This window comes from Kitasatospora sp. NPDC049285, assembly GCF_040678815.1.
Classification (GTDB): domain Bacteria; phylum Actinomycetota; class Actinomycetes; order Streptomycetales; family Streptomycetaceae; genus Kitasatospora.
In genome coordinates, this window is record NZ_JBFAQR010000033.1 from 21,687 (window position 1) to 46,542 (window position 24,856).

A 24,856-nucleotide genomic window follows, 5' to 3' on the forward strand; every position below is an offset into this window, starting at 1 on the left:
ACCAGCCTCGATCGGACGTTCGGCAACGGGGTTTCGACCCCGGGTGGCCCGCCGCCCGACGGGCAGTTGGACGGGCCACCCGCGGGGGCGGTCACGCGTCGCGGTCAGTCGTCGCCGAGGGCCAGGTTGAGGCCCCAGGAGACGACGCTGATGATCAGCGCGCCGAGCAGCGCCGGCCAGAAGCCCTCGACGTGGAAGTCCAGGTCGAGCTTGTCGGAGGCCCACGAGGTCAGCCAGAGCATCAGCGCGTTGATCACGAAGGTGATCAGGCCCAGGGTGAGGACGAACAGCGGCAGCGAGAACAGCTTCACCAGCGGCTTGACCAGGAAGTTGACCACACCGAAGATCAGCGCCACCGCCAGCACGGTGACGGTCTTCTGCTGCCAGTCGCGCCCCGACAGCGTGATCCCGGTGACGATCCAGGCGGCCACCCAGATCGCCGCCGCGTTGATGAGCGTTTTGATCACGAAGTTCTTCATGCGCGGATCGTGGCAGGCGTGGACGGCCGCAGGGAAGTCCCGTAGCGGTGTTGTTGAATGGGCCCGGACCGGGAGAGGAGCCGAGCCCCGATGAAGCTGTTCCGGCTGGACGAACTGGACACCGAACGCGCCGCCGGCGGTGGCGCGTACCTGCGCTTCCTGAAGCAGCCGACGATGTCCGCGGGCCTGTACGCGCTCTCTCCCGGCGACACCGATCCGCAGACCCCCCACGACCAGGACGAGATCTACCTGGTGGTCAGCGGACGGGCCGAGCTGACCGTCGGCCGGGAGACCGCCACGGTCGGCCGCGGCAGCGTGGTGTTCGTCCCCGCCGGGGCCGAGCACCGCTTCCACCACATCACCGAGGAACTGCGGGTACTGGTGGTCTTCTCCCCGCCGGAGGACTGACCGTGCCGCGCGGACCGGAGCCAGGAGCGACGCCCGTGACACTGACCGACGAACTCTGGGCGGCCATCGAGCCGACCTACCGTCAGATCCTCGACCACTCCTTCCTCGGCGGGCTCACCGACGGCACCCTGCCGCGGGCCGCCTTCCGGCACTTCGTGGTCCAGGACTCGCACTACCTGCGGGACTACGCCCGGGCGCTGGCGGTGTGCGCCGCCAAGGCTCCCGGCGAGGCCGAGGTGCGGGCCTTCGCCGCCGACGCGGTCGGCGCGATCGCCGCCGAGCAGGAGATGCACGCCGAGTTCCTGTCCGCCTTCGGCGAGGACGCCGAACTGGCCGCCGCCGAACCGGTGCTGCCCACCACGCTGGCCTACACCTCGTACCTGCTGGCCACCGTCTACGGCGGCTCCTTCGCGGAGGCGCTCGGCGCGGTGCTCCCCTGCTACTGGATCTACGCCCGGGTCGGCGAGGAACTGCTGGCCCGCTCCTCCCCCGACCCGCTGTACGCCAAGTGGATCGCCGCGTACGGCGAGGAGTCCTTCCAGTCCGTGGTGCGCCGGGTGCTGGAGCTCACCGACCGGATCGGCGAGGAGCTCTCCCCGGTCGAACGGCGCCGCGTCATCGAGCACTTCGGCACCACGGCGCGCTACGAGTGGATGTTCTGGGACGCCGCCTGGCGCGGGGAGACCTGGCCGGTCTGACCCCGCGCCGGCGCCCGGCTCAGCCCTTGGTGAAGTAGCCGAACAGGTCGGCGATCACCTGGACCCGGCCGAGGTGGTTGTAGACGGTCGCCCGGCCGCCGGTGCCGAGCGGGCTGGTCACCTGGTTCGGCACGGTGCGGCCCGGGTTGACGTTCAGGCTGCTGGTGCCCGGCCGGGCGGTGCCCGACGGATACACCGTCAGGTAGGTGTCCGCGGTGCCCTCGGTGGCGGTCACGTTGAACACCGCCGCCGGGCTCGTGGCCGGGGCGCCGTCGATCTCCACCGTGCCGTCCGCACCGAGCGGCCCGGAGCCGGTGCGGGTGTCCAGCAGCCGGCGCGGCGTGATCGGGGTGAACAGCAGCCCGTCGCGGCCGCCGTAGCTGTAGTAGCCGGCCACGTCCAGCACCACCTGGGTGGAGCCGGCGTGGTTGTAGACGCTCACCTTGCCGCCCGCGCCGACCGGGACGATCACCTGGTTGCCGGTGTCCTGGCCGGGCACCGGGTTCAGGCTGGACGCGTTCGGCCGGGACTCCCCGGCCGGCCACACCGTCAGGTGGGTGGGCTGGGTGGCCTCGGTGGAGGTCAGGTTGAGCACCACCGCGGCCGCTTCGGTCGGCACCCCGCCGGTCCCGGTCACCGTGAAGTCCCGCGCGGCGTCCGTCCCGATCGGTCCCCCGCCGCTGCGGGTGTCGGCGATCCGGGCGGGCTGCAGCGGGGTGTAGCGGTCGCCGATCTGGGTCACCGAGCTGTAGTAGCCGAGCAGGTCGACCACCACGTCGGTGCTGCCGCCGAAGGAGTTGCCGATGCTCACCGTGCCGTCGGCGCCCACCGGCACCGTCACCAGGTTGGGCACCGGCCGACCCGCGGTGTAGTTCACGTTCGAGGTGGTCGGCCGCGGCGCGCCGCTCGGGAAGGCGGTCAGGTGCCCGTCGGCGGCCGCGGACACCGCGGTGACGTTGAGCACCACCGCGTTCGGCGTCGCCTCGTACGGGATCGCCGGGTCGGGCATCACCCGCTGCAGCGGCACCTTGAGCGTGCCGCCGGCCGCAACGGTGGTCGAGCCGCCGAGGCCGCTGCGGGTGTCGACCAGCCGGGTCGGGCTGAGCGGGTGGAAGGTGGCGGCCAGGTACGTGGCGTGCACCGTGGTGTGCGCGGGCACCGTGCGGCCGCCGGCGTCGGTGACCGTCGCGGTGACCCCGTAGTCGCCCTCCCGCGCGTAGGTGTGCTGCGAGTCGGTGCTCGGCGCGGTGCCGTCGCCCCAGTCGTACACCGTCCTGGCGACCGACCACGGCGAGGTGACGCTGAGGTCCGCCGAGTACTGCAGCGGCGAGTCGGTCGGATGGGTCGTCACCGAGGTCGTCATCAGCCCGTCCGGGCTGACCGTGATCGGGGTGCCGCGCCCGCGGACGGTGTCGCCGTTGCCCATGGTCGCCACGACGCTCGGGGTGAAGGCGCCCTGCTTCAGGTAGGTGTGCGAGAAGCCGCTGCCCGGCTCGAAGCTCTGCGGGTCGCTGCCGTCGCCGTAGTCGACGGTGTACAGCACCGGCCGGGACCAGCGTTCCTGGTCGTTCACGTGGAAGGTGACGGGGGTGCCGATCGGCACCCGGTCGATCGGGGACTCCAGGCCGATCCACGCCGTGGAGGTGGTCAGCTCGCGCGCGCCGCGGTCGAGATATCCGTTCCCCGTACCGGAGTTGGCCACGTACGGGTCGTCGATCCGGTGGTAGCCGAGCAGGTCGGTGTCGAGAACGCCGGGGGCGTTCGCATCCGCGGAGTCGACCGCGGGCGAGTCCGAGCGGGGCTGCATGCCGCTCTGGTAGCCGTCGACCTTCGCGTCCCCGGTCAGATCGTGCGCCCCGTGACCCGCGACGTTCTTGGCGAAGGCCGTGGAGTCCGGGTACGTGGTGCCCGCCCACTCGTAGGCGGCCGCGCCGCGGAAGGGCGTCACCAGGTTGTAGTCGGCGACCGTCCCGGCCGCGGAGCCGGCCGACACCGACAGCTTGGCGGGGTGGTCGGCGGCCTCGCAGATGCCGCCCGTGCGGTCGAGGTCGGAGGAGGCGGCCAGCACGTTGTTCTCGACGTACGCGCCGCCGGAGACGCCGGCCAGCTCCACGGCGGGCGAACAGCCGCTGCTGATCGAGTTGTTGGTGACCACGGTGCCCGGTGCGTCGGTGACCAGGACGCCGCCCGCGCCGAGCAGGTTGTCGACCACGTTGGTGGTGATCACGGTGCCCTGGACGCCCGCGTCCACCGCGATCGCGTCGAACTCGTAGCCGCGCAGTACGTTCCGGCTGAGCACGGTCGAACCGGTCGTCCCGGTCAGCCGGACCGCGGCCTTGCGGGTGCTGCTGGAGAAGGTGCCGCCGCCGGTGCGGTTGCCGTCCAGGACGACGTTGCCGGTGTTCTTCAGCAGCACACTCTCACTCCGGCCGCCGATCGCCAGGCCGCTGACCCGGACGTCGTGCACGCCGTCCAGGACGAGGCCGTGTTCGCCCGGGAAGCCGCCGTTGACGAACGGGTTGAGCACCGGCAGCGAGTCGATGCCGTCCCGCAGCTGGCCGCCGACGAAGCTGATCGGCTGCTGCGGGGTGCCCGAGGTGGTCAGGGTGACCTGCTCCGGGTACTTGCCCGGGCCGATCTGCACGGTCTCGCCGGGCTGCACCTGGTCGGCGGCGCGCTGCACGGTGCACAGCGGCTGCGCCTGGGTGGCCGGTCCGTCGTCGGAGCAGCCGGCGCCCGACTTCACGTACAGCGTGCGGGCGGCGGCGGCCGCGGTGCCCGGGGCACCGAGCAGCGGCAGGGCCAGGCCGAGCGTCATCGCGGTGGCGCCGGAGAGCACGCGGATCGAGACCGGAGCGCCGAGCCGTCCGGTTCTCGGGCGCGCGGGAACGCGGTTCATGTGGACCCCCCAAAGTGCTGGTCCCGCACGGTGGTTCCTGTGCGGTCGACCCATTGTGCTCCCGGGTGATCACGCCGTGGACGGCGGGTCGCCGGTTCGCAGCGGCCCCGTTCTCAGGGGTGTCCCCGGGGGTCGGGGTAGGGGTGGATCTCCGGGTTCTCTCCGGGCCGGGAAGCCTCGTTTCGGTGCCGCGGCCCGCCTACGATCGAAGTGTCGAGATCGAGGGAGCGGGAACGCAGCCGGAACTGCCGGCACCGAGCCCGAGGGGAGAAGGTACGGACATGGCTGAGCTCTGGAAGTCGCTGCCCTCATGGGTGCGCAACATCGTCGTCCCGATCATCCTGATCGTGGTCGCCTGGAAGGTGATGTGGGCGGTGATCGGTGTGGTCGCCGGCCTGATCGGCTTCCTGATCAACGTCCTGGTGCTGGTCGGCATCGCCGCCGCCGTGGTGATCCTGATCAAGAAGGCCGCCAAGAGCTAGCTCCCGCAGGGGAGTTGGGAGGACACGGGGGAGTCGCCCGCACGGGGGAGTCAAGCAGGGGGATGCACACGGGGGAGCGCTGCGCTCGACCCGGCGTGGGAGCGGCCTTCGGGCCGCCCCAGCCGGGCGAGGTAGCCGTCGAGGTCCCGGTCCGGGGTGAAGCCCTGGTGCCGGGACTTCGTCGTTTCCAGCACCACCGGATGCGCGAGCTGGTCCAGCGCGTACCGGGTCACGCCCGGTCGTCGGCCCACCGCGAGCGCCGCCACCCGGCGCGGCACGTGCACCAGCCGCACCCGTCGCCCGTGCGCGGCCAGCACCCGGCGCAGCGCCGCGTCCCGCCGGTACGGGGCCCGGTCGGTGACGTTGTACGCGCCGGGCGGCCAGCCGGGCGCCAGCAGGCAGGCCGCGGCCAGGTTCTCCACCGCCGTCAGGCTCAACTCCACGTCGCCGCCGGGCAGCGGCAGCACGCCGCGGCGCACCGCGGCCAGCAGCCGCGGCACCAGGTGCGGGTCGCCGGGCCCGTAGACCGCCCGCGGCCGCAGCACCACCGCGCCCGCCGCGAGCGCCAGCCGGTCGGCGGCGGCCTTGGTCCGCCCGTACGCGTTGAGGTGCCCGCCGTCGGTGGGATGCTCCTCGGTGGTCCGGGAGCGGTCCGGGCGCGGGTCGTACACGCTGGCGCTGCTGACCAGGACGAACGGGCGTCCACTGGCGGCGTCGAGGAGCCGCGCGGTCGCCTCGACGTTGACGGTGTGCTGGGTCCGCTCGGCCGGCGAGCCGGGCGGATGGTCGCCGACGGCCGCCGCGCAGTGGATCACCACGTCGGCGGCGGACAGGTCGGGGGTGTGCGGCTCGGCGGCGTCCCAGGGCAGGTGGACGCCGTGGCGGGCCGGGCGGCGGCCGAGGGACAGCACCTGGTGGCCGCGGGCGGTGGCGAGTTCGGCCAGGTGGGAGCCGCAGAAGCCGGTCGCGCCGGTGACGGCGATGGTCAGTGGGGGCATTGGCGGGAGTCCTCCCAGGCGGTCGGTGCGGGGGGCGTGGGGGCCGGATCGTGGACGGACGGCTCCAGTACCAGGCGCCGATAGGACGGCAGGGCGCTGTGCCGGGCCGGCTCCGCGTGCCTGACCCGCGGCCGGTACGGGGCCAGGGCGTCGAGCAGGTCGGTGAGTTGGGCGCGGGCGAGGGCGGCGCCCGGGCAGGCGTGCGGGCCGAGGCCGAACGGCGCTTGGGTGGCCAGGCGGGGGTCGGCCGGGGTGTCGCGGTGGGCTTCGGCGGCGTGCCGGGCGACCAGCAACAGCCGGTCGCCGCGTCGGAGTCGGTGGCCGAGCACGACGGCGTCCGCCGCGGCGACCCGGGGCAGGACGGGGGAGGCCGCGGTCAGGCGCAGCAGGTCGGCCGTGAGCTCGGGACCTGTCCGCGCCCACAGCCCGGCGCGGGCGCACCACGCGGCGGCGCGGGGAAGCGCGGCCAGCGTGGTGTTCACGGCGGCCACCGCGAGCATCGCGTCGCGGGGGTCGGGGAGCAGCGCGGTCAGCTCGTCTGCCGCGCGGCGGGCCCGCCGCGCGGTGCCGGGCCGGGGCAGCGGCGACGGCAGGTGGGCCCGGGCGGTGGCGGCCGCGGCCCGCTCGGCCGCGGCGGCCAGCACGACGGGGTCGGCGGTGCTGCCGGTGAGCGCGGCGGCGGTCGCGCCGGCCATCCTGCGCGCCAGCGGCACCAGGTCGACGGGCTCGGCGCCGAGGTGCCCGTCGAGCATCGGCTGCCAGAGCGGACGCAGCCGCGTCACCCCGTCGGAGCCCAGCAGGGCGGCCAACTCCCTTCGGGCGCCGCGGTGTTCGCTGCCCGACTGGTCGAAGAGCAGCCCGGTGCCGGTGAGCCGCGCCGCAGTGCCGCCGGTGGTGTGCTCGGCGGTCCGGTCCAGCGGCACCCGGGTGAGGATCTCGCGGTACGCCTCGGGGTGGTGCACCAGCACGGTGCGGCCGACGCGCAGCAGCGGACGGTGCCGGGTGGCGGCGAGCAGTGCGAACAGCACCGGGTGCGAGGCCAGGTAGACCGCGCGGTCGGCCCGCCGGGCGGCGGCGTGCGTGCGGCTGGTTGGCGAGGCGTCAGCTGACTGCTCGTCGGCGGCAGGGTCGGTGTTCATCGGCGCGCCAGCTCCCGTGCGCAGTAGGCGGAGGCCGCGGCCCGGTCCGGTTTGCGGGAGCGGCCGGTGAGCGGGACGGGGCCGAGCAGGACGGCGTCGGGGCGGGCGGTGCCCATCCGGGTGAGCGGGGCGTCCAGGGCGGCGCGCAGCCGTCGCGGGTCGGTGCCCGGCCGGGGCTGGACCAGGGCGACCAGTTGCTCGTCGCCGCCGGGGGCCGGGACGCCGACCAGGACGGCGAGTTCGACCTCCGGCAGGTGCAGTGAGGGCTCGTACAGGCCCGGGTAGATGTTCTCCGCCCGGCGCAGCACCATGTCCTTGAGCCGGCCCGCGAGCACGATCCGCCCGTCGGCCTCCAGGCGGGCGCGGTCGCCGGTGCGGATCCACGGGTCGGGCGGCTCGCCGAGGTAGCGGTCGCGGGCGGCGGGGGCGGAGAGCAGCAGCTCGCCGTCGGCGCCGAGCCGGGTGCGGACGCCCGGCAGGGGGTGGCCGAGCAGGTCGCCGGAGCCGGTGAACGCACTCTTCTCCGCCTCCTCGACGGCGGCGGCCGGGAAGAGCTCGGTGAGCGCGTACACGCCCCAGGCCTCGCCGGCACCCGCTGCCTTGGCTCGGCGGAGCAGGGCGGCGTCGGCGGGCGCGGAGCCGGTCCAGACCCGGCCGGTGAGGTGACGCAGCGGGCGGAGTTGAGGCGGCGTCAGGTAGGTCTCGTCCGGGGACAGGGCGCGGATCTGCCGTTGCAGGGTGGCGGGGCGGCGGGCCGGCAGGGCGACGGTCGCCCCGGCGGCGAGGGCCGGGACCAGCACGAAGGTGGTGCCGCCGAGTACGACGCCGCCCGGCTGCGGCCGGACCAGGGCGTCCACCGCGCGCACGCCCGCCGCCAGGGTGGCCCGGGTGTGCACCACCGCGCGCGGGGCGGCGGTGGTGCCCGAGGTGAAGACGATCACCGCGTCGCCGTCGCCGTCGTACGGGCGCGGCGGCGGTGCGGCGGCGTCCGGGACGGCGGGCGCGCTGCCGAGGGTGCGGGGTCCGAGGGTGACCACCGGGCCGAGCTCCCGCAGCGGCGGGAGTTCCAGCCGCAGGCGGCGAGCCAGCGGACGGGCCCAGCCGGCCACCGCCTGCGCCGCGGCGTCGGCCACCACCAGCGCGGGCGGTGCCAGCGCCAGGCGGGCCCGCAGCACCTCCGGCCCGGCGCCCGGGTCCAGCACCGCGACCCGTAGGCCCAGCCGGTGCGCGGCCAGCAGCACCGCGAGCGCCCGCGGCCCCGGCCGGACCGCCACCCCGAGCGTGTCCCCCGGCCGCAGCCCGTACCGGTGGTGCAGCGAGGCCGCCAACCGGTCGGCGAGCGCGGTCAGTTCACCGCACCGGGCGAGCACGCGCGGGCTGCCGCCGCGGGTCGCGGTGAGCAGCGCGGGTCGGGAGCCGCCCTGACGGAGGGTCCGATCGAGTTGGTCGAGCACGGCGGATCGCTCCTGGGTGGTCGCGGCTTGGCTGCGGGTCTCGAGGCTCGGGTCTGGGTATCGGGTCTCGGTCCTCGGGTCTCGGCTCTCTGGTCTCTGGTCGGCGCGAGGGTGCCCGGTGCGAGGGCTACCGGTGCGAGGGCTACCGGACGTCCACCGCGCGGTTACCCGCTCCGCGTTCGAGGTACCAGCGGGCGGTGCCGCGCAGGCCGTAGGCACGGATGCGGCGGGTCGAGTTCTGCACCACCATGTCGCGGCGGTGCACGATCGCGGTGCTGCGCAGCCGGATCCGGTTGATGAAGGCCCGGTCGGTCGGCGAGGGGCGGCGGGGCATGCCGCCGCTGGCGAGGTAGAGCTCGGCGGTGATCGCCATGTTGTTGCCGGCGTGCATCCGGTACGGCGTCAGGTAGCCGTGGCGGCGGCGGTGGGCGGGCCGGATCCGGCCGAAGAACGCGCCGAGGGCGACCAGCAGCAGGAAGACGCCCCGGCCGAGCGGCCCGTGCTCGTCGCGCCGGGCGGTGACCCGTCCGCACACCAGACCGCCGGAGCTGAGCATCCCGGCGCGGGCGGCGGCGCTCCAGCCGGGCTGCGGGAGGCAGTCGGCGTCCGTGCGGGCGAGCAGCCGCGCGCCGTGCGCGATGGCGTGCCGGAAGCCGGAGTCGACGGCGCAGCCGACGCCCTTCTCGGGTTCGGTCAGCAGGTGCACCGGGAAGGGTGCCTGCGCCGCGAACGCCAGGACCTGCTCGGCGGTGGCGTCGGTGGAGCCGTTGTCGACCACCAGCAGGGTGAAGTCGCGGTCGTGCTGGGCGGCGAGGGCACGCAGCGTGCCGCCGATCCGGGCGGCCTCCTGGTAGGCGGGGACGACCACCCAGAGCTCGGTCACGACTTCTCCCAGACCATCGTCTGCAGGCTGACCCCGCCGCCCAGCCCGACCATCAGCACCCGCTCGCCGGGCATCAACTCATCCATGATGCGGTCGAGTTGGACCCCGATCGTGGCGGACGCCAGATTGCCCAGCTCGGGCACGGTGACCACCAGCTTGTCCGCCGGAACCCCGGTGAGCTCGACGAACCGCTCCAGGTAGGGGAGGGTCACCTGGTGCACCAGCACCCGGGTGTAGGCGTCCCAGCCGTAGCCGGTGCGGGCCGCCACCCGGGTCAGGATGTCCGCGCCGATCTTCTCGAAGACGCCGCGCAACTCCTTGCCACCGCCCCGGAAGTAGCTCCACTCGTCGCCGCGCGGATGCCGCGAGCCGCCGCCGGGGATGCCGCCGACCTCCCAGTGTTCGGAGGCGGTCTCGGTCTCCACGTCGAGGATGCCGCCGCGTGCCACCGGTTCGACCACGACGGCCGCGCCCGCGTCGCCGAAGGTGTAGCCGGCGAACCCGTCGCGGAACTCGGCGAGGCCGGACGGGTCGCGGCGCATCGCCCGGCTCGGGGTCTCGCCGGTGACCACCAGCGCCCGGCGGGCCCGGCCGGCCAGGATCATCGCCCGCGCGGTGTCGATCCCGTTGAGGAAGCTGTTGCAGGCGTTGGAGACGTCCAGGGCGTGGGCGCGGGAACCGAGTTCGGCCTGCACCAGGTGCGCGGTCGCGGGCTCGCAGACGTCCCGGGAGGCGGAGGCGAACACCAGCAGGTCGACGTCGGCGGGTTCCAGCCCGCGGGCGGCCAGCGCCTTGCGGGCCGCGTCCAGCGCGAGGACGGAGGGGTGCTCGTCCGGTCCGGCGAACCGGCGGGTGCGGATGCCGGTCGCCTTCTCGAACATGCCGTCGGGCAGCGCGAGTCCGCTTCCAGCCGCCACCTCGTCCTGCAGCTGCTTCGAGGTGACGACCTGCCGGGGCAGGCACGAGCCGACGGCGGTGATCCCGACGCGGGGCAGCAGATTCATGGGCTCGATGCTCGCGTGCCGGGCGTCACGGGGGCGTGAGTACGGGTACTCAGGTCGCAGGGGCGCGGGTGCGGAACCGTGGTCCCGCACCCGCGCCCCCGTTCCACTCTGACCGGTCGTCAGCTCTTGCTGCCGTCCTGGATCGGGATGACCTGCGCCGCCGCGGGCTTGGCGGCGGCCTCGGCGGCCTCCGCACCCCCGCCGGGGTTCATCGAGCTCAGCAGCTGCCGGGCCAGGCCCAGGCCGGTGCCGCCCATGGTGAGCGCCTTGGCGAACATCTCGGACATGCCCTCCGCGCCGTTCAGCAGCACCATGTGCTCGACATTGCCGAAGGCGTCCGCGCCGGCCCGCACGATGGCCGGCCAGTTCTCCGCCAACTGCTGGGCGACGACGGCTTCCTGGTTCTCGGCGAGGGCCGCCGCGCGGGCCTTGATGCCCTCCGCCTCGGCCAGGCCCAGCGCGCGGAGGGCCTCGGCCTCGGCGAGGCCCTTGGCCGCCGCGGCGGCGGCCTCCGCCTCACCGGTGGCCCGGGTCGCCTCGGCGGCGGCCAGACCGCGGGCCCGGGTGGCCTCGGCCTCGGCGCCCGCCGCGACCTTGACCCGGTTGGCCTCGGCCGCGGTCTTCAACTCGGTCTCCTTGGCGGACGCCTGGGCGGCCGAGATCCGGGCGTCGCGGTCGGCGTCGGCCTTGGTCCGGGTCTCGTACGCCCGGGCGTCCGCGGGCTTGCGGACGTCGGCCTGCAGCTGCTGCTCCCTGCGGTGCGCCTCCAACTCGGCGACCTTGGTCTCCTGGACCACGACCTCCTGCCGGGAGGCGGCCAGCGCGAGCGGTCCGGCCTGCTGCGCCTGGGCCGCGGCGGTGTCCATCTCGGCCTGGTAACCGGCCTGCTGGATCGCCGAGTTGCGCGTCGCCTCGGCCTTGCGGGCGAACGCCTCCTGCTCCGCCTCGGTGGCCCGGCGGTCGGCCTCGGCGGCCGCGATGCGGGCGTCGCGCTGGACCGCCGCGGCGTGCGGCGCGGCCAGGTTGGTGATGTAGCCGGTCGGGTCCAGGATCTCCTGGATCTGCAGCGAGTCGATGATCAGGCCGAGCTTCTCCATCTCGGCGCCGGACGCGGAACGGGTCTCCCCGGTGAGCCGCTCACGGTCGCGGATCATGTCCTCGACCGTCAGCCCGCCGACGATGGAGCGCAGGTGGCCGGCGAACACGTTGTGCACCCGCTGGCCCATCATCTTCTGCTGGTCCAGGAAGCGGCGTCCGGCGTTGGCGATCGACACCGAGTCGTCGCCGACCTTGAAGATCACCACGCCCTTGACGTGCACCGGAATGCCCTGCGACGTCACGCACTCGACGTCCAGCTCGGACTCGTTCAGGTCCAGCGACAGCCGCCGCACCGCCTGGACGCCCGGCACCACGAAGGTGCCCCGCCCGGTGACGATCCGGAACCCCAGGCCGTCCCCGTGCTTGGCGCCCGAGATGATCAGCGCCTCGTTCGGTTCGGCGACCCGCCACATCAGCTTGAACAGCGTGACGATCACCACGATGGAGGCGATGGCGCCTCCGACGATGCCGACAAGCATCGGCAATCTCCCCCTTCAGGGCGCACCGGTCCCGTGGCTGCGCGTCGGTTGTGCAGGATGGCGCGGAACGCGGTGGCAGCCCGACATTCTGCGCCTGCCGTGATCGCAGCGGAAGAGGGATCGCCCGTGCGCACCGTCACTGTCTCGAAACAGTTTCGGGAGGTTTGCCGGAGCGCTGCTGACGTGCGGTCAGACCGCTCAGAACGGCTGCACGTAGACCGTGCGCGGTGGCTGGTACTCGACCACCACGACCGTCGAGCCGATCTCCAGCGTCTCACCGGGCACCGCCAGGTACGCCAGGAACGCCTCGCTGCCCTGACGCTCCGGCACGTGCACCATGACCTCGCCGACCAGCCCCCGGCCGATCCGGCCCGTCACCCGCCCGATGAGTCCGACCATCGCGCCAGTCTGACCGGCCGTCCGGAGCATGTCCACTGGCCGGAAGCCGTCTGGACCCACAAGGTTCGCACCGCTACGGTGGTCGGCGTCCTGCCCTCGCAGGACACGGGAGCTCGGAGCACCGGGCTGAGAGGACGCTGACCGGCACGTGCGCACGTGCCACTCGCTGCGTCGACCGCAGGAACCTGACCGGGTAATGCCGGCGTAGGGAGTGAACAGGTCTCATGACCGTTTTCGAAGCACGGCCGCAGTCTGCCTCCGACGGCTCGAACGACGCCGCTACCGGTTCGGCGTCGACGGACAGCACCACCACCGGCTACCCGACCCCGGCGTGGCGCAAGGCGTACCGCCAGGGCAGCCGCCCCGACCTGCGCGTTCCGTACCGCGAGGTCCACTTGACCAACGGCCGCACCGTCCCGCTGTACGACACCTCCGGCCCGTACACCGACCCCGACCACAGCGCGGACGTCCGGCGCGGCCTGCCCGCGCTGCGCGACCCGTGGATCCGCCAGCGCGGCGACGTCGAGGAGTACGACGGCCGGGAGGCCCGGCCCGAGGACGACGGCATCCGCCACACCTCCCCGCGCGGCGGCGACCTGCGCACCCTGGACGCCGTCTTCCCCGGCCGCCCGCGCCGCCCGCTGCGCGCCCGCGACGGCGTCGCGGTCACCCAACTCGGCTACGCCAAGCAGGGGTTGATCACCCCCGAGATGGAGTACGTGGCGCTCCGGGAGGGCCTGGAGCCCGAGTTCGTCCGGGACATGGTGGCGCGCGGACGCGCCGTCATCCCGGTCAACGTCAACCACCCCGAGGTCGAACCGGCCATCATCGGCACCGACTTCCTGGTGAAGATCAACGCCAACATCGGCAACTCCGCGGTCACCTCCTCCATCGAGGAGGAGGTGGAGAAGATGACCTGGGCCACCCGCTGGGGCGCCGACACCGTCATGGACCTCTCCACCGGCCGCAACATCCACACCACCCGCGAGTGGATCCTGCGCAACTCCCCGGTCCCGATCGGCACCGTCCCGCTCTACCAGGCGCTGGAGAAGGTCGACGGCCGCGCCGAGGAGCTCAGCTGGGAGGTCTACCGGGACACCGTCGTCGAGCAGTGCGAGCAGGGCGTCGACTACATGACGGTGCACGCCGGCGTGCTGCTGCGCTACGTCCCGCTCACCGCCCGCCGTAAGACCGGCATCGTCTCCCGCGGCGGATCGATCATGGCCGCGTGGTGCCTGGCGCACCATCAGGAGAACTTCCTCTACACCAACTTCGAGGAGCTCTGCGACCTGCTGCGCGCCTACGACGTCACCTTCTCGCTCGGTGACGGCCTGCGCCCCGGCTCGATCGCGGACGCCAACGACGAGGCGCAGTTCGCGGAGCTGACCACGCTCGGCGAGCTCGGGCGGATCGCCCGCGCCAAGGACGTCCAGGTGATGATCGAGGGCCCGGGCCACGTCCCGATGCACAAGATCCGCGAGAACATGGACCTCCAGAAGGAGATCTGCGACGACGCGCCCTTCTACACCCTGGGCCCGCTCACCACCGACGTCGCACCCGGCTACGACCACATCACCTCGGGCATCGGCGCCGCGATGATCGCCTGGTGGGGCACCGCGATGCTCTGCTACGTCACGCCCAAGGAACACCTGGGCCTCCCCAACCGCGACGACGTCAAGACCGGCGTCATCACGTACAAGATCGCCGCCCACGCCGCGGACCTCGCCAAGGGCCACCCCGGTGCGCAGGCCTGGGACGACGCGCTCTCCGACGCCCGCTTCGAGTTCCGCTGGGAGGACCAGTTCAACCTCGCGCTGGACCCGGAGACCGCGCGCGACTTCCACGACGAGACGCTCCCCGCCGAACCGGCCAAGACCGCGCACTTCTGCTCCATGTGCGGCCCGAAGTTCTGCTCCATGAAGATCAGCCAGCAGATCCGCGCCGACCACGGCGACGGGTCCAGCGCGATGCAGAGCGACGTCGACGCCGAGGCGCTGGCCGGGATGCAGGCCAAGTCCGAGGAGTTCGCGGCCCGGGGCAACCGGGTCTACCTCCCGCTGGCGGACTGAGCCGCCGATGACGCCGGTCCGCGCTTCGGAGGGGGGAGCGCGGGCCGGGCTCTTTCCGGGTCAGGCGGCTCAGCTTCCGGCGTCGTCGGCCGGGCGGTCCCGCTGGGGTGGCACCCGCGGCGTCGTGATGTCCTGCTCCTCGTCGGGGCGGCGGCTGGGCGGGACTTTGAACCGGGCGCGTAGCACGGCGGCTTCGGCCAGAGCCTGTGGGGACGGCGGGCGCGGCGTGTTCCGTCGGCAGGACGGGGTGGTGGCGGGCGCCGGTACCGGGCGCCGCTCCAGTACGGCGACGGCGCTGCTGCGCTCGACCGTCAAACCGGCCCCCGTCGGGGCGAGCGAGTAGCGGGCGATGACGGCTCCGCCGGGCGTTTCGATGGACAGTCGGGCCTGGTCGAGGCGCCGGCAGACCTCCACCTGGGCGCCGGCCAGGTGGTCCGGCACGACGTAGAAGTTGCCGCGGAAGGGCACCAGGCCCTGGGCGGTGATGGTACGGCGGGCGCGGACGCGGGCCGGGAAAGGCAGGACGGGCATCTCGCGAAGCGCGGCGGTGTCCACACAGCGGCTGCCGACCTCTGGGTGCGGCGCGTCGTCGGTCCTCCTGCGCCGGGAGTCCAGGTTCGCGGCGAGCCGGTTCAGGCTGCCCTGGGCGTCCTGGAGGGTGGTGTCGTTCGTCACCCCGCGCCACCAGGAGCGGAGGGCCCTGTCCAGGGTCCGACGGGTGTGCGAACGGTGGTCGGTCGGCAGGCGGCACTCGATGCGCGCGCCGTAGTGTCCGGCCACCTGTCGGAACGCCGGTGTCACCCGGTTGGTCGTCGGGCACCACATGGCCGGTGTCCGGCCGAACCGCCAGCACCCGGCGGTGCCGCCGAGCCGTCTCAGCACGAGGTCGACGGCTTCCACGAGGTTGGGCAGTTCCTGGTCCTCCGCGAGCGCCACAGACCAACGGCCGAGGCCGTCGTCGGCGTCCGTACCGGAGCCGGTGAGCGAGGCCAGCAGCAGGCACGCCCGGTTGCCGTAGCCCCAACCCGTCGGCGGCTCGGGAAGCCGCAGCCAGTCGAACTCGACGGCCTCCTCGCTCCGCCGGGCGGCGGGTCGGCTGCGCGCGACCGTGACTGCATCCTGGCACTGCTCACAGGCCGGCCGGGCCTGGTGTCTTCGCAGGCCCCGGGTGAAGGTCGAGTAGCCGCCCGGATAGCCGAGGTCGACGACCTCGTCGAAGAGCGCGGTCGCGGCGAGGTGCGGGTCCTCCGCGAGGCGTCGGCGGCAGTACGGCAGGAATTGGAGGAAGGCGTCCTGGGAAGAAATTCGGATGCCCGGGGTTCGCTTGCCGCGAAGGTAGGACCTCACCGTTTTTCGATCACGCCCGAGGTGTCGGGAGATCTTGATTATCGACCATCCCTGGCGATGAAGACTGACTGCTTCCAGGTACTCCCGCCTGCTGAGCAAGAAGCCTCCCGAGGTCGAATCCAGACCGATTCAAGTCGGTGAATATGCCAAGAGCAAACCGGAAACATAGCACGCGGAGTGGCTGTGCCGAGAGAATGAACGTTTCTCTTGCGATTGTTTTACTGGGGACTTCTGGCGAGCGGTGCCGGAGGTGAATATTTGATTACCCATACCCGGGCCGATTGGGATACGTTCCGTAGTCGGCGAGAAAAGACCCACCCCCCGCGCCACCCCCCGGGTAATTTCATGGAGCGTCTCCGATATCGAATATGGAAGGACACCTGGATGCCGTAAGAACGGAGATCGCCGCTCCTCGTTGATGAACCCGTGACCTCAACACGCCAGCCCTACACCTCGTCACCCCCCGTGCGGGAGCCGGTCGCCCCGCTCGGGAACTGGCTCTTCGTTCCCGACCGCCACAACGCCGTGGGCGACGTGGCCACCGGCTACCTCGCGCGCAACGGCGAGCGCGTCACCCTGTCGTACACGTCCCGCGCGTTGGCCGATTTCGAGCGGACGATCCGGCAGTTGCAGAGCGACTTCGCCGCGCGGATCGGCTCCCTGCTCTTCTCGGCCGAGACGCCGCAGGTCGTACCGAGGCCCCCTGCACGGGCCCTGGCCGGGGAGCGGACCAAGCCGCGGACAGGCGACCGCGTGGGGAGCGTGCCGTGTACGACCGTATGACCGAGCCTCCCGACCGGCACGGGGACCACGGCTTCGGCGAGCCCGAGGACCGGGCATGGGCCACGCCCCGTGACCGTATCCGTGCGGCAACCCTTCCGGCGGGCGACTGGTACGACGACGGCTTCGCCCGTGACCTCAGCCGCGCGTACGGCGACGCGCAGGCGTTCAACCCCACCGTCACATCGGCCGGCGGTTGGGGGGACGAGACGGTGTTCGTGCCCCCTCCGCGCGCGCCGGTCGACCTGCCGGGGCCGGCCAGGCAGGGCCGACCGGTCGGCCCGTCGGCCTCGCGGCATCGCCGACGGTCTCCTGTCTCCCACCCGGCCCGTGCCCAGCTGATCAGCTCGGTGTTCGGCGCTCTGACGGCGGTCACGGTCGCCTCGGCCTGCGTACTCGGCTGGGTGTTCTCCTACGGCCCGTTGCGGGAGGTGGCGTTCTCACGCGTGCCGCAAGGACTGTCGCCGTTGTGGCCGGCGGTCGTCTACGGGCCGTGGCTCGCGGGTTGTCTGTCGGTCCTGCGTGCGGTCCAGTACGGACGTCAGCCGGTCCACTCCTGGGTCGTGGTGGTGCTGTTCTCCGGCCTCGCGGCCGGACTGTGCGTCGCCGACGTCTCCTGGACCCTGTCCGCCGTCATCGTCGCCGGGCTGCCCCCGCTCACCGGAGTCGTCTCGCTCCATCAACTGGTTCGCCAGCTCACCGCGGTTCGGGGCACGCGCCAACCTCTGGGCCGCCAGGCGGGGCGCAAGGCGTCCCGGTGACCCGCGGTCACCGGCCGATGGCCGCCGACCGAGGCCGTGGTCGCGGTGCGCGGTCGTTCTTGCCCAATTGGGCAAGAACGATCTTGGTGGTGGGGGCGCGGCGTCCGCGACGTCTGCGGCAGCGGCGCCCTCGACATCCGCGGTTGTGGGCGAGAGCGTCGGCGCGTGCTGCCGGGTGGGGGGCGGTCGGATGACTATCGTCCGTGCCATGACCGATACGGCACCGGGCGCCGTTCTCGACGCTCTCGCACTTCCCTCACCGCGCCACGGTGGGGCCGAACCGGCCCGCATCATCGCCGTCTGCAACCAGAAGGGCGGCGTCGGGAAGACCACCACCACGATCAACCTGGCCGGCGCCCTCGCCAGTCACGGCCTGCGCGTGCTGGTCGTCGACTGCGACCCGCAGGGCAACGCCAGCATGGCCTTCAAGGTCCCGCTGCTGAACGAGGACGCGGGCGCCACCCAGGCCACCGTCGTCCTGGGGATGGGCGACCCCCGACCGATCATCGCCCGCACCCGGGTGCCGAACATCGACGTCCTCCCCGGCTCGATGGACATGTGCTTCCTGCCGTCCCGGATGCGCGAGCACGGCAGCAGCATCGGCCTCTACCGCCGCCTGCTGTCGCACGTGGTCCACCTCTACGACGTGGTCCTGCTCGATCTGCGACCGGCGCTGGACACCGACACCGACGCCCAGACCGCCGCGGCGGACGCGGCGATCATCCTGGTCGACGTCGACGAGTGGTCGATGAAGGCCGTCAAGATGCAGACCGCCCAGCACATCGTCGCGATGCGCAAGGCCGAGCGGCCGGACGGCGACCTGGAGATCCTCGGCCTGATCATCGGCCGGGTCACGCGGCCGATGGGCGACTTCGACGCGAAGATCTACCAGCAGCTCAGGAGCCACCCGCGCATCCGCTGCATCGGCGAGGTCCCCATCCGGGCGACCGACCTCAAGGAGTCCCGCAGCGTCGGCCTGCCGGTCGTCCAACACCGGCCGAAGAGCGACACCGCCGGATTCTTCCTCGACATCGCCGCCCACGCGGGACTGGTGAAGACCGCATGAGCCACGCGTACGAGCTCGAAGGCTGGGACGACGACGACGCCACCGAGGCCGCCGTGGCCAGCCTGGCCGGCACCGCCCAGCGGGTGGCCGACGAACGGCAGACCGCGGCCGACGAACAGCTGGCCACCCGCATCACCGCCGCGGTCGAAGCGTCCCGTCCAGGTCTCGACAAGATTCCCGACCCGGTCGACCCCGCCGGTGACGGCGACCTGACCGCCGAGGAGCAGCACCGCCTCGCGGCCTGCGTCGAAGGCGTGGAACTGCTGTCCACCGCCTACTGGGTCGCGGGCAAGTCGCTGGACACCATGGCCGTCGGCCGACTGTTCCGCCGGCTCCCGCACAAGCTGGAGCCGGACCGCTGCTACGCCACGATCGAGGAGTGGGCGGACGTCGAGCACGGCATCAAGCAGTCGCGGTGCAGCAAGCTCCGCGCCGGGTGGGAGCTCGGCGAAGTCCTCAACGCCCGCGGCTACAAGGCCCCCGAAGGGCAGGTCCGCGAGCTGGTGCCGCTGAAGAACCGTCACGGCCTCAAGGCCGCCGTCGGCGTCTACCAACTGGTCGTCAACGCGGCCGGCGCCGACAGGGTGACCGCCGAGCGGATCCGCGAGACCGTGCGCCTGCTGCCCGGCGACCTGGCCCTCAGCGACGAGGACGACCCGCAGGCCATCGCCCAGGCGCTGAACGGCGTGATCGAGGCGGCGGAGCCCCCGCCGTCCAGGCCGCCCACCCCGCTGTCGGCCAAGCTCAGGCGCGACGTCGACCGCCGGGCCCTGGCCCTCGCCGACGGCCTCGACCGCCGACGCATCGACCGCCACGAGGTCCTCGGCCACCTGCTCGCCGCGTTCGCGGACGAGACCGACAGCCGGGTCTTCGACGCCGTGTTCGACCGGATGAAACGGGCCGTCGTCTGACAGACCGGTGTGTGCCGACCGTCGGCCGGTAGCGTGGCCGGTGATGACACGGACATGTGCCGGCGTCGCCGGTGTGACCAGCGCAGGCGGTGTTCGAGGTCGTGGACGGCCTTCGTCGTGGACGGCGCGGGCGTCGTCCGCCGGCGGCACGTCTTCACCCGGCGTCGGGGAACGGGGCGGGAGCCAGGTGCTCGTCCAGCCATTCGGCGAGGCTGGCGGCGCTCGGCTTGACCCAGATGACGCCGGCCTTGATCTCGATCCCGAGCGCCTGCTGCAGCCGCTGTTGCAGTTGCACCGCGCCGAGGGAGTCGAGACCCAGCAGCACCATGCTGGTGTGCGGTCCGATGTGCCGGGTTCCGCCGCCGAGGAGTTCGCGGACCTGGGTGATGATGAACTCCTCAAGTATCAGGCGGCGTTCGGCTCCGCTCGGGGCGGCGAGCAGTTCGTCACGGACCGGGAAGGAGGTTTCTTCGGACGCCGGGGCCTCGCCGAGGAGTTCGGCCAGCAGGGCGGAGCCTCGCACGGCCGGGTAGGGCGCGGTCCACTGCCACACGTCGATCGGCGAGTAGGCGATTCGGCGGTGACCATCCGTCAGGATGCGTTCCAGGGCGGCGATTCCGTCGGCGGGTGAGATCATGAGGACGCGCTGCCGGGCGAGGTGCCGGCCCCTTCCGACCTCGCTCCAGGCACCCCAGTGGATGCCGGTCGCGGGAAGGCCCTGGCTCTGGCGCCACTCGACCAGGGCGTCCAGGAAGCCGTTGGCCGCCGCGTAGGCGGCCTGCCCGGGTGAGCCGAGCAGGGAGGCGACCGAGGAGTAGACCACGAAGTGGTCCAACTCGTGGTCGATGCTGGCCTGGTGGAGTGCCCAGGCGCCGTCGGCCTTGCCGCGCCAGACCCGGGCGGTCAGGTCCTGGTCCAGGTTGGCGAGGACGGCGTCCTCGACCAGCCCGGCCGCGTGCACGATGCCGCGCAGCGGCAGTCCGCCCTCGACGGCTGCCGCGATGGCCAGTTGCACGGTGGACGGGTCGCCGAGGTCGCCGAGGGCCACGGTGAGGTCCGCGCCCGTGGAGGCGCGCAGTTCCTCCAGCACTCGCTCGGCGTGCGCGGACGGGGCGGATCGGCCGCACAACACCACCCGGCGCATGCCCTGTTCGGCCAGCCAGCGTGTCGTCAGCAGGCCGAGGCCGCCGAGGCCGCCCGTCACGAGGTACGCGCCGTCCGTCCGTACCGGCGTGGGCAGGCTGAACGGTGCCGGGCCGGTGCGGACCCGGGCGACGCGGCGTTCCTGCTGACGCCAGGCGATCTCGACCATCGGCCGGTCGGTGGCGAGCAGGTCGTCGAGCAGTACGTCCAGCGGGGTGTCGCCGGCCAGCTCGATGCTGCTGGGCCGCAGTTCGGGGTGTTCGAAGGCGGCGACCCGGAGCAGGCCGCGCAGGCCGGCTGCGCCGAGCGGGCCGTCGTCGCTGCGCCAGACGACCCATAGCCGGGGCAGGTCAGTGCGGTGTGCGAGCTGTTGCAGGATCGCCGTCACCCTGTCGACGTCCTTGCGCGCGGCCGTTGCCCGGTCCTGGTCCGCGGCGGGAGTGATGGCGATCAGCACGGACGTCGGGGAGTGCGGGGTGTCCTCGTCCAGTGCCGCGGCGATTTCCTCCGCGTCGAACGCGTCGGACATGACGCCCTCCGGGCGGGTGAGCAGGCGGCTGCCCGCCGACCGTTGACCCAGCATGGTGCACAGGCGCCGGGGCCACACCGGCCCGTCCTCGGCAAGGACCAGCCACCTCCCGTCCGCCGGTTCCTCGGCGGTGGGCGTCGGCTCGGGCACCCAGGCCAAGTGGGCCAGGCGGGAGGCGAAGCGCTCGGCGGGCGGGGTGATGTTCGCCAGCCGCAGCCCGCGGATCTCGGCGACCACGGTGCCGCTCGCGCTCACCAGACGTGCGGAGGCGACGCAGGTCAGATCGTCCACCTTGTGCAGTTCCACCGCTGCCAGTCGGGTGTGCGCGGTGGGGCCGTAGAGGCGGATCTCCTCGAAACCCGCCACCACGACCGGGCCCGGGCTGGTGGCGTGGTGCGCCAGCCAGACGGACACCACGGTCTGGACGACCTCGTCGGCGAGCGCCGGGTGCAGCGCCATCGCCCAGGCCGAGACGCGGGCTGTCTCGGCGATCCGCAGCCGGGCGACGGCCCGGTCCTCCTCGGCGTGCACCTGGATGCCGTCCAGCGCGGTGAAGGCCGGGCCGTGCTGCACGTTGTGCCGCTCGCGGAAGTGCCGGTAGAGGTCGGCCGGGGAGGAGTCGGCCCACTCGGGGCCGGCCGGGACGGACGGGTCCGCCGGCGGCGCGGCGTCGAGGGCGGACAGCGGCCGCACCGTGCCCCTGGCGTGGACGACCACGCCGCCGTCCTCGTCGAAGGACAACACCTCGGCCTCGGCGCTGCCGTCCGTGCGCAGCAGACGGGTGGTGACCAGCGGTTCCGGGTCCAGGACCAGCGGGTGGTCCACGCGCAGGTCGCTCACCGCGATTCGGTCGGTGCCGAACACCCGGGCACCCGACGCCAGCAGCATCTCCGCGAAGCCCGTTCCGGGCAGTACGGGTACGCCTGCGACCCGGTGGTCGTCCAGCCAGGGAAGACGGCCCGGGCTGATCGGGGTCTGCCACAGGTGCTGGTCGGGCGTCTGCGGGTCGCGGACGTGCCCGCCGAGCAGGGGGTGCTGCTCGGCGCCGACCAGGCCGGGGGCGACCAGCACGTGCGGCTCCTCGTCGCCGCCGAGGCGCACGCGCTCCCAGGTCGTGCCGGGGACGTCCGCCAAGTCCCCGCCGTCGTGGTGGGCGGACCAGTCGATGCCCTCGTACCCGGCGCAGTGCACCGCGCCGAGGTGGGTGAGGAAGGCGTCCTGGTCGTCCAGGCCCTGGCGCAGGGTGCCGACGGCGACGGCGTCGCGCACACCGTCCGCCTGGGCGGTGTCCAGGATCGGGCGGACCGCCAGCGGGTGGGCGGTGCATTCGATGAACAGCCGGTGCCCGGCGGCCAGCGCGGCGGAGACGGCCGTCCGGAAGCGCACCGGGTCCCGCTGGTTGCGGACCCAGTACGCGCCGTCCAGCGGTCCGGGCTGTTCGGGGTCCTCGCTGACGGTGGAGAAGAACCCCGTGCCCGGCGGCAACGCCGATACGCCCGCCAGGGCGGTGCGGAGCTCGTCCAGGATCGGATCGACCTTCGGCGAGTGGGAGGCCACGTCGACGTCGATCATCCTGGCGACCGTGCCCTGCGCGGTCCACGCCTCGACCAGGGCGGCCACCTGCCCGCTGTCGCCGGAGACGACCGTGGTGCCCGGCGAGGTGAGCACGCCCAGGGAGACGCCGTCCGCGCCCGCACGCTCGATCGCGGCCCGGACCTCCTCCTCGCCGAGCATCACCGAGGCCATGGCCCCACCGGAGATGGTCGCGAGCAGGGCCGCGCGGCGGCAGATCACCTTCACTCCGTCGGCCAGGCCGAGCGCGCCGGCCACCACCGCCGCGGCCACCTCTCCCAGCGACTGCCCGATCACCGCGGCGGGCTGCACGCCCCAGGAGCGCCACACCGCGGCGAGTGCGATCTGAACCGCGAAGAGCATCGGCTGGACCCGTTCGATCCCGATCGAGACGTCCCCCGCCTCGATCAACTTCCGTACCGAGAAGCCCCCTTCGGCCTGGATCAGTGGCTCCAGTTCGTCGATGGCTGCGGCGAACACCGGTTCGCCGGCCAGCATGCCCCGGCACATGTCCGGGCGCTGGGAGCCCTGGCCGGTGAAGACGAGGACCGGACCGGCATGGCCGGGCGGCAGCGCCACCGGGCCGCTCGCCGTCCCGTCCGCCGTCTCCCCGGCGGCGAACGCCCGTGCGCGGGCGCTCAGTTCGTCCAGGTCGCGGGCGGCCACGGCGAGCCGCTGGTCCGCGTGCGCTCGGCGCTGGGCCAGGGTGTGCCGCACGTCGAGCGCGTCGACGCTCCCGCCCGCGGTCCGGGCCCAGTCGGCGAGCCGTCCGGCCGAGAGCTGCAGCGCCTTCGGCGAGTTGCCGGACAGCAGGTACAGCCCGGCGCTTCGCCCGGCCGGGCGACGGCGCGGCGCGGCGGGAGCCGCCTCCAGTACGACGTGGGCGTTGGTCCCGGTGACGCCGTACGAGCAGACCGCGGCCAGTCGGGCCTCGCCGGGGACCGGCCACTCGGTCAGCTCGGTCGGCACGAACAGCCGCGAGGAGCCGTCGCGTTGGATCGCCGGGTTCCACTCCCGGAAGTGCAGGTTCGGCGGGATCACGCCGCGCCGGAGCGATTCGATCGCCTTGATGGCGCCGGCGATGCCGGAGACGGGCTCCGTGTGGCCGATGTTCGTCTTGACCGACCCGAGCGCGCACCGCCCCCGGCCGTGCCCGTACACCGCGTCGATCGAGGTGTACTCGACTGGATCGCCGACCGCCGTACCCGGGCCGTGCGCCTCCACCAGCCCGACCTCGCCGGGGTCGATGCCGGCCTTCTTCACCGCCTCCCGGAACAGCGCCTGCTGGACCTCGGTGGAAGGCGCGGTCAGCCGGGTCGCCTGGCCGTCGTTGTTGACCGCACTGCCACGGATCACCGCCAACACCCGGTCCCCGGCGGCCCGTGCGTCCGCCAGCCGCTTCAGCACCAGCACTCCGGCGCCCTCGCCGCGCACGTAGCCGTCGGCCCGGGCGTCGAAGGCATGGCACGCACCACGCTGTGACAGCAGCAGCGGAGCCTCGTAGTAGTGCGTCTCCGGGGAGACCATCAGCAGCACGGCGCCCGCCAGGGCGGTGTCGCACTCCCCCAGCGTCAGCGCCCCGCACGCCGCGTCCAGGGCCACCAGCCCGGACGAGCAATGCGTGCTGACCACCATCGACGGACCGCGTAGGTCCATCGAGAAGGCCACCCGGCCCGCCGCTCCGGCGGTGAAGTTCCCGAACAGGTACGGGCTGTTCGGCGAGTCCTCCACCGGCCGTGCCTCACGGAACAGGTTGTCGGGCGCGTAGGTGCCGATGTACACCCCGGTACGCGATCCGCGCATCCGGTCCATCGGGATGCCCGCGTGTTCCACGGCCTCCCAGGCCACCTCCATCAGCACCCGGAACTGCGGATCGACCCAGCGCTGCTCCGACGGCGCCACCGAGAACGCCGCCGGATCCCAGGCCCACACGTCGCCCTCAAGGAAACAGCCGATGCCGGCCCGCTCGGCGATCTCGGGATCGTGGATCGCGGCCAGGCGCCTGCTGTTCCAGCGGCCTTCGGGCACCGGTCCCACCGTGTGCCGCCCCGCGGCCGCGAGGTCCCACAGCCCTCCGGCGTTTTCCACCCCGCCGGGGAAGCGACAGCCTATGCCGACGACCGCGATCGGCTCGACCTCTGAGGCAGACATCTCGTTCCTTCCAAAGTGAGCGCGAGCGGGGTGAGAGCGAAGGACCGAACTCGGAGCGAAGTCAGAAGGAGCCGGGGAAGGGGCTCCGGGAAGCGGCGGCGGGGCGG

The 24,856-nt window shown here is 73.1% G+C and carries 19 protein-coding genes and 1 riboswitch; of the genes, 8 read left to right on the forward strand and 11 right to left on the reverse strand.

Features of this window, described 5'->3' with window-relative positions; translation table 11 throughout:
- Positions 1-104: 104 nt before the first annotated feature.
- Positions 105-479: a phage holin family protein gene (locus AB0K51_RS21265; protein ID WP_363457690.1), complete on the reverse strand. Its 375-nt coding sequence runs from the start codon at positions 477-479 to the stop codon at positions 105-107.
- A 90-nt stretch (positions 480-569) separates the two neighbouring features.
- On the opposite strand from AB0K51_RS21265, the gene AB0K51_RS21270 reads away from it, so the two are divergent.
- Positions 570-887: a cupin domain-containing protein gene (locus AB0K51_RS21270; protein ID WP_363457693.1), complete on the forward strand. Its 318-nt coding sequence runs from the start codon at positions 570-572 to the stop codon at positions 885-887.
- A gap of 35 nt (positions 888-922) precedes the next feature.
- Positions 923-1,585, forward strand: a complete 663-nt coding sequence (gene tenA / locus AB0K51_RS21275) for a thiaminase II (protein WP_363457696.1) — start codon at positions 923-925, stop codon at positions 1,583-1,585.
- 19 nt (positions 1,586-1,604) lie between these two features.
- On the opposite strand, the gene AB0K51_RS21280 is transcribed toward tenA, so the two are convergent.
- Positions 1,605-4,484, reverse strand: a complete 2,880-nt coding sequence (locus AB0K51_RS21280) for a NosD domain-containing protein (protein ID WP_363457699.1) — start codon at positions 4,482-4,484, stop codon at positions 1,605-1,607.
- A gap of 281 nt (positions 4,485-4,765) precedes the next feature.
- Here AB0K51_RS21280 and AB0K51_RS21285 point away from each other — a divergent pair, with 281 nt between their 5' ends.
- Positions 4,766-4,966: a DUF5326 family protein gene (locus AB0K51_RS21285; RefSeq protein ID WP_363457701.1), complete on the forward strand. Its 201-nt coding sequence runs from the start codon at positions 4,766-4,768 to the stop codon at positions 4,964-4,966.
- A 50-nt stretch (positions 4,967-5,016) separates the two neighbouring features.
- Here the strand turns inward: AB0K51_RS21285 and AB0K51_RS21290 are convergent, their stop codons facing one another.
- The 7 genes from AB0K51_RS21290 to AB0K51_RS21320 all read right to left on the reverse strand — a co-directional run bounded on the left by AB0K51_RS21290 (position 5,017) and on the right by AB0K51_RS21320 (position 12,420).
- The gene (locus AB0K51_RS21290) at positions 5,017-5,964 is read right to left on the reverse strand and encodes an NAD(P)-dependent oxidoreductase (protein WP_363457704.1); all 948 of its coding nucleotides are present in this window, start codon (positions 5,962-5,964) and stop codon (positions 5,017-5,019) included.
- Positions 5,952-7,103, reverse strand: a complete 1,152-nt coding sequence (locus AB0K51_RS21295; RefSeq protein ID WP_363457706.1) for a cytochrome P450 — start codon at positions 7,101-7,103, stop codon at positions 5,952-5,954. Before AB0K51_RS21295 ends, AB0K51_RS21290 begins: the two co-directional genes overlap by 13 nt.
- On the reverse strand, positions 7,100-8,557 hold the full coding sequence (locus AB0K51_RS21300) for a class I adenylate-forming enzyme family protein (RefSeq protein ID WP_363457709.1): 1,458 nt from the start codon (positions 8,555-8,557) through the stop codon (positions 7,100-7,102). The genes AB0K51_RS21295 and AB0K51_RS21300 overlap by 4 nt, the downstream gene beginning before the upstream one ends.
- Before the next feature lie 142 nt (positions 8,558-8,699).
- Positions 8,700-9,440, reverse strand: a complete 741-nt coding sequence (locus tag AB0K51_RS21305) for a glycosyltransferase family 2 protein (protein WP_363457712.1) — start codon at positions 9,438-9,440, stop codon at positions 8,700-8,702.
- Positions 9,437-10,444, reverse strand: coding sequence for a ketoacyl-ACP synthase III (locus AB0K51_RS21310; protein WP_363457714.1), 1,008 nt, complete (start codon positions 10,442-10,444; stop codon positions 9,437-9,439). The genes AB0K51_RS21305 and AB0K51_RS21310 overlap by 4 nt, the downstream gene beginning before the upstream one ends.
- 119 nt (positions 10,445-10,563) lie before the next feature.
- The gene (locus AB0K51_RS21315) at positions 10,564-12,021 is read right to left on the reverse strand and encodes an SPFH domain-containing protein (protein WP_363457716.1); all 1,458 of its coding nucleotides are present in this window, start codon (positions 12,019-12,021) and stop codon (positions 10,564-10,566) included.
- A gap of 198 nt (positions 12,022-12,219) precedes the next feature.
- Entirely contained in the window at positions 12,220-12,420 is a 201-nt protein-coding gene (locus tag AB0K51_RS21320) for a hypothetical protein (RefSeq protein WP_363457719.1), read from the reverse strand.
- A gap of 96 nt (positions 12,421-12,516) precedes the next feature.
- Positions 12,517-12,649: riboswitch (TPP riboswitch) on the forward strand.
- Between AB0K51_RS21320 and thiC the strand changes: the two genes are divergently transcribed.
- Complete coding sequence (gene thiC / locus AB0K51_RS21325) at positions 12,645-14,489, forward strand: phosphomethylpyrimidine synthase ThiC (RefSeq protein ID WP_363457721.1); 1,845 nt, start codon at positions 12,645-12,647, stop codon at positions 14,487-14,489. It overlaps the preceding riboswitch by 5 nt.
- A gap of 69 nt (positions 14,490-14,558) precedes the next feature.
- Here the strand turns inward: thiC and AB0K51_RS21330 are convergent, their stop codons facing one another.
- Entirely contained in the window at positions 14,559-15,935 is a 1,377-nt protein-coding gene (locus AB0K51_RS21330) for an IS21 family transposase (protein WP_363457724.1), read from the reverse strand.
- Positions 15,936-16,262: 327 nt separating this feature from the next.
- Here AB0K51_RS21330 and AB0K51_RS21335 point away from each other — a divergent pair, with 327 nt between their 5' ends.
- The 4 genes from AB0K51_RS21335 (at position 16,263) to AB0K51_RS21350 (ending at position 19,354) form a co-directional block, all read left to right on the forward strand.
- The gene (locus tag AB0K51_RS21335) at positions 16,263-16,619 is read left to right on the forward strand and encodes a hypothetical protein (RefSeq protein WP_363457726.1); all 357 of its coding nucleotides are present in this window, start codon (positions 16,263-16,265) and stop codon (positions 16,617-16,619) included.
- Positions 16,604-17,377 (forward strand): DUF2637 domain-containing protein, encoded by a 774-nt coding sequence (locus AB0K51_RS21340; RefSeq protein ID WP_363457729.1) that lies wholly within the window; start codon positions 16,604-16,606, stop codon positions 17,375-17,377. The genes AB0K51_RS21335 and AB0K51_RS21340 overlap by 16 nt, the downstream gene beginning before the upstream one ends.
- Positions 17,378-17,585: 208 nt before the next feature.
- Positions 17,586-18,443 carry a ParA family protein gene (locus AB0K51_RS21345; RefSeq protein WP_363457732.1) on the forward strand — a complete coding sequence of 286 codons (858 nt, stop codon included), beginning with the start codon at positions 17,586-17,588 and terminating at the stop codon, positions 18,441-18,443.
- Positions 18,440-19,354: a hypothetical protein gene (locus AB0K51_RS21350; RefSeq protein ID WP_363457735.1), complete on the forward strand. Its 915-nt coding sequence runs from the start codon at positions 18,440-18,442 to the stop codon at positions 19,352-19,354. The genes AB0K51_RS21345 and AB0K51_RS21350 overlap by 4 nt, the downstream gene beginning before the upstream one ends.
- A gap of 154 nt (positions 19,355-19,508) precedes the next feature.
- Here the strand turns inward: AB0K51_RS21350 and AB0K51_RS21355 are convergent, their stop codons facing one another.
- On the reverse strand, positions 19,509-24,749 hold the full coding sequence (locus AB0K51_RS21355; RefSeq protein ID WP_363457738.1) for an SDR family NAD(P)-dependent oxidoreductase: 5,241 nt from the start codon (positions 24,747-24,749) through the stop codon (positions 19,509-19,511).
- Positions 24,750-24,856 lie beyond the last annotated feature (107 nt).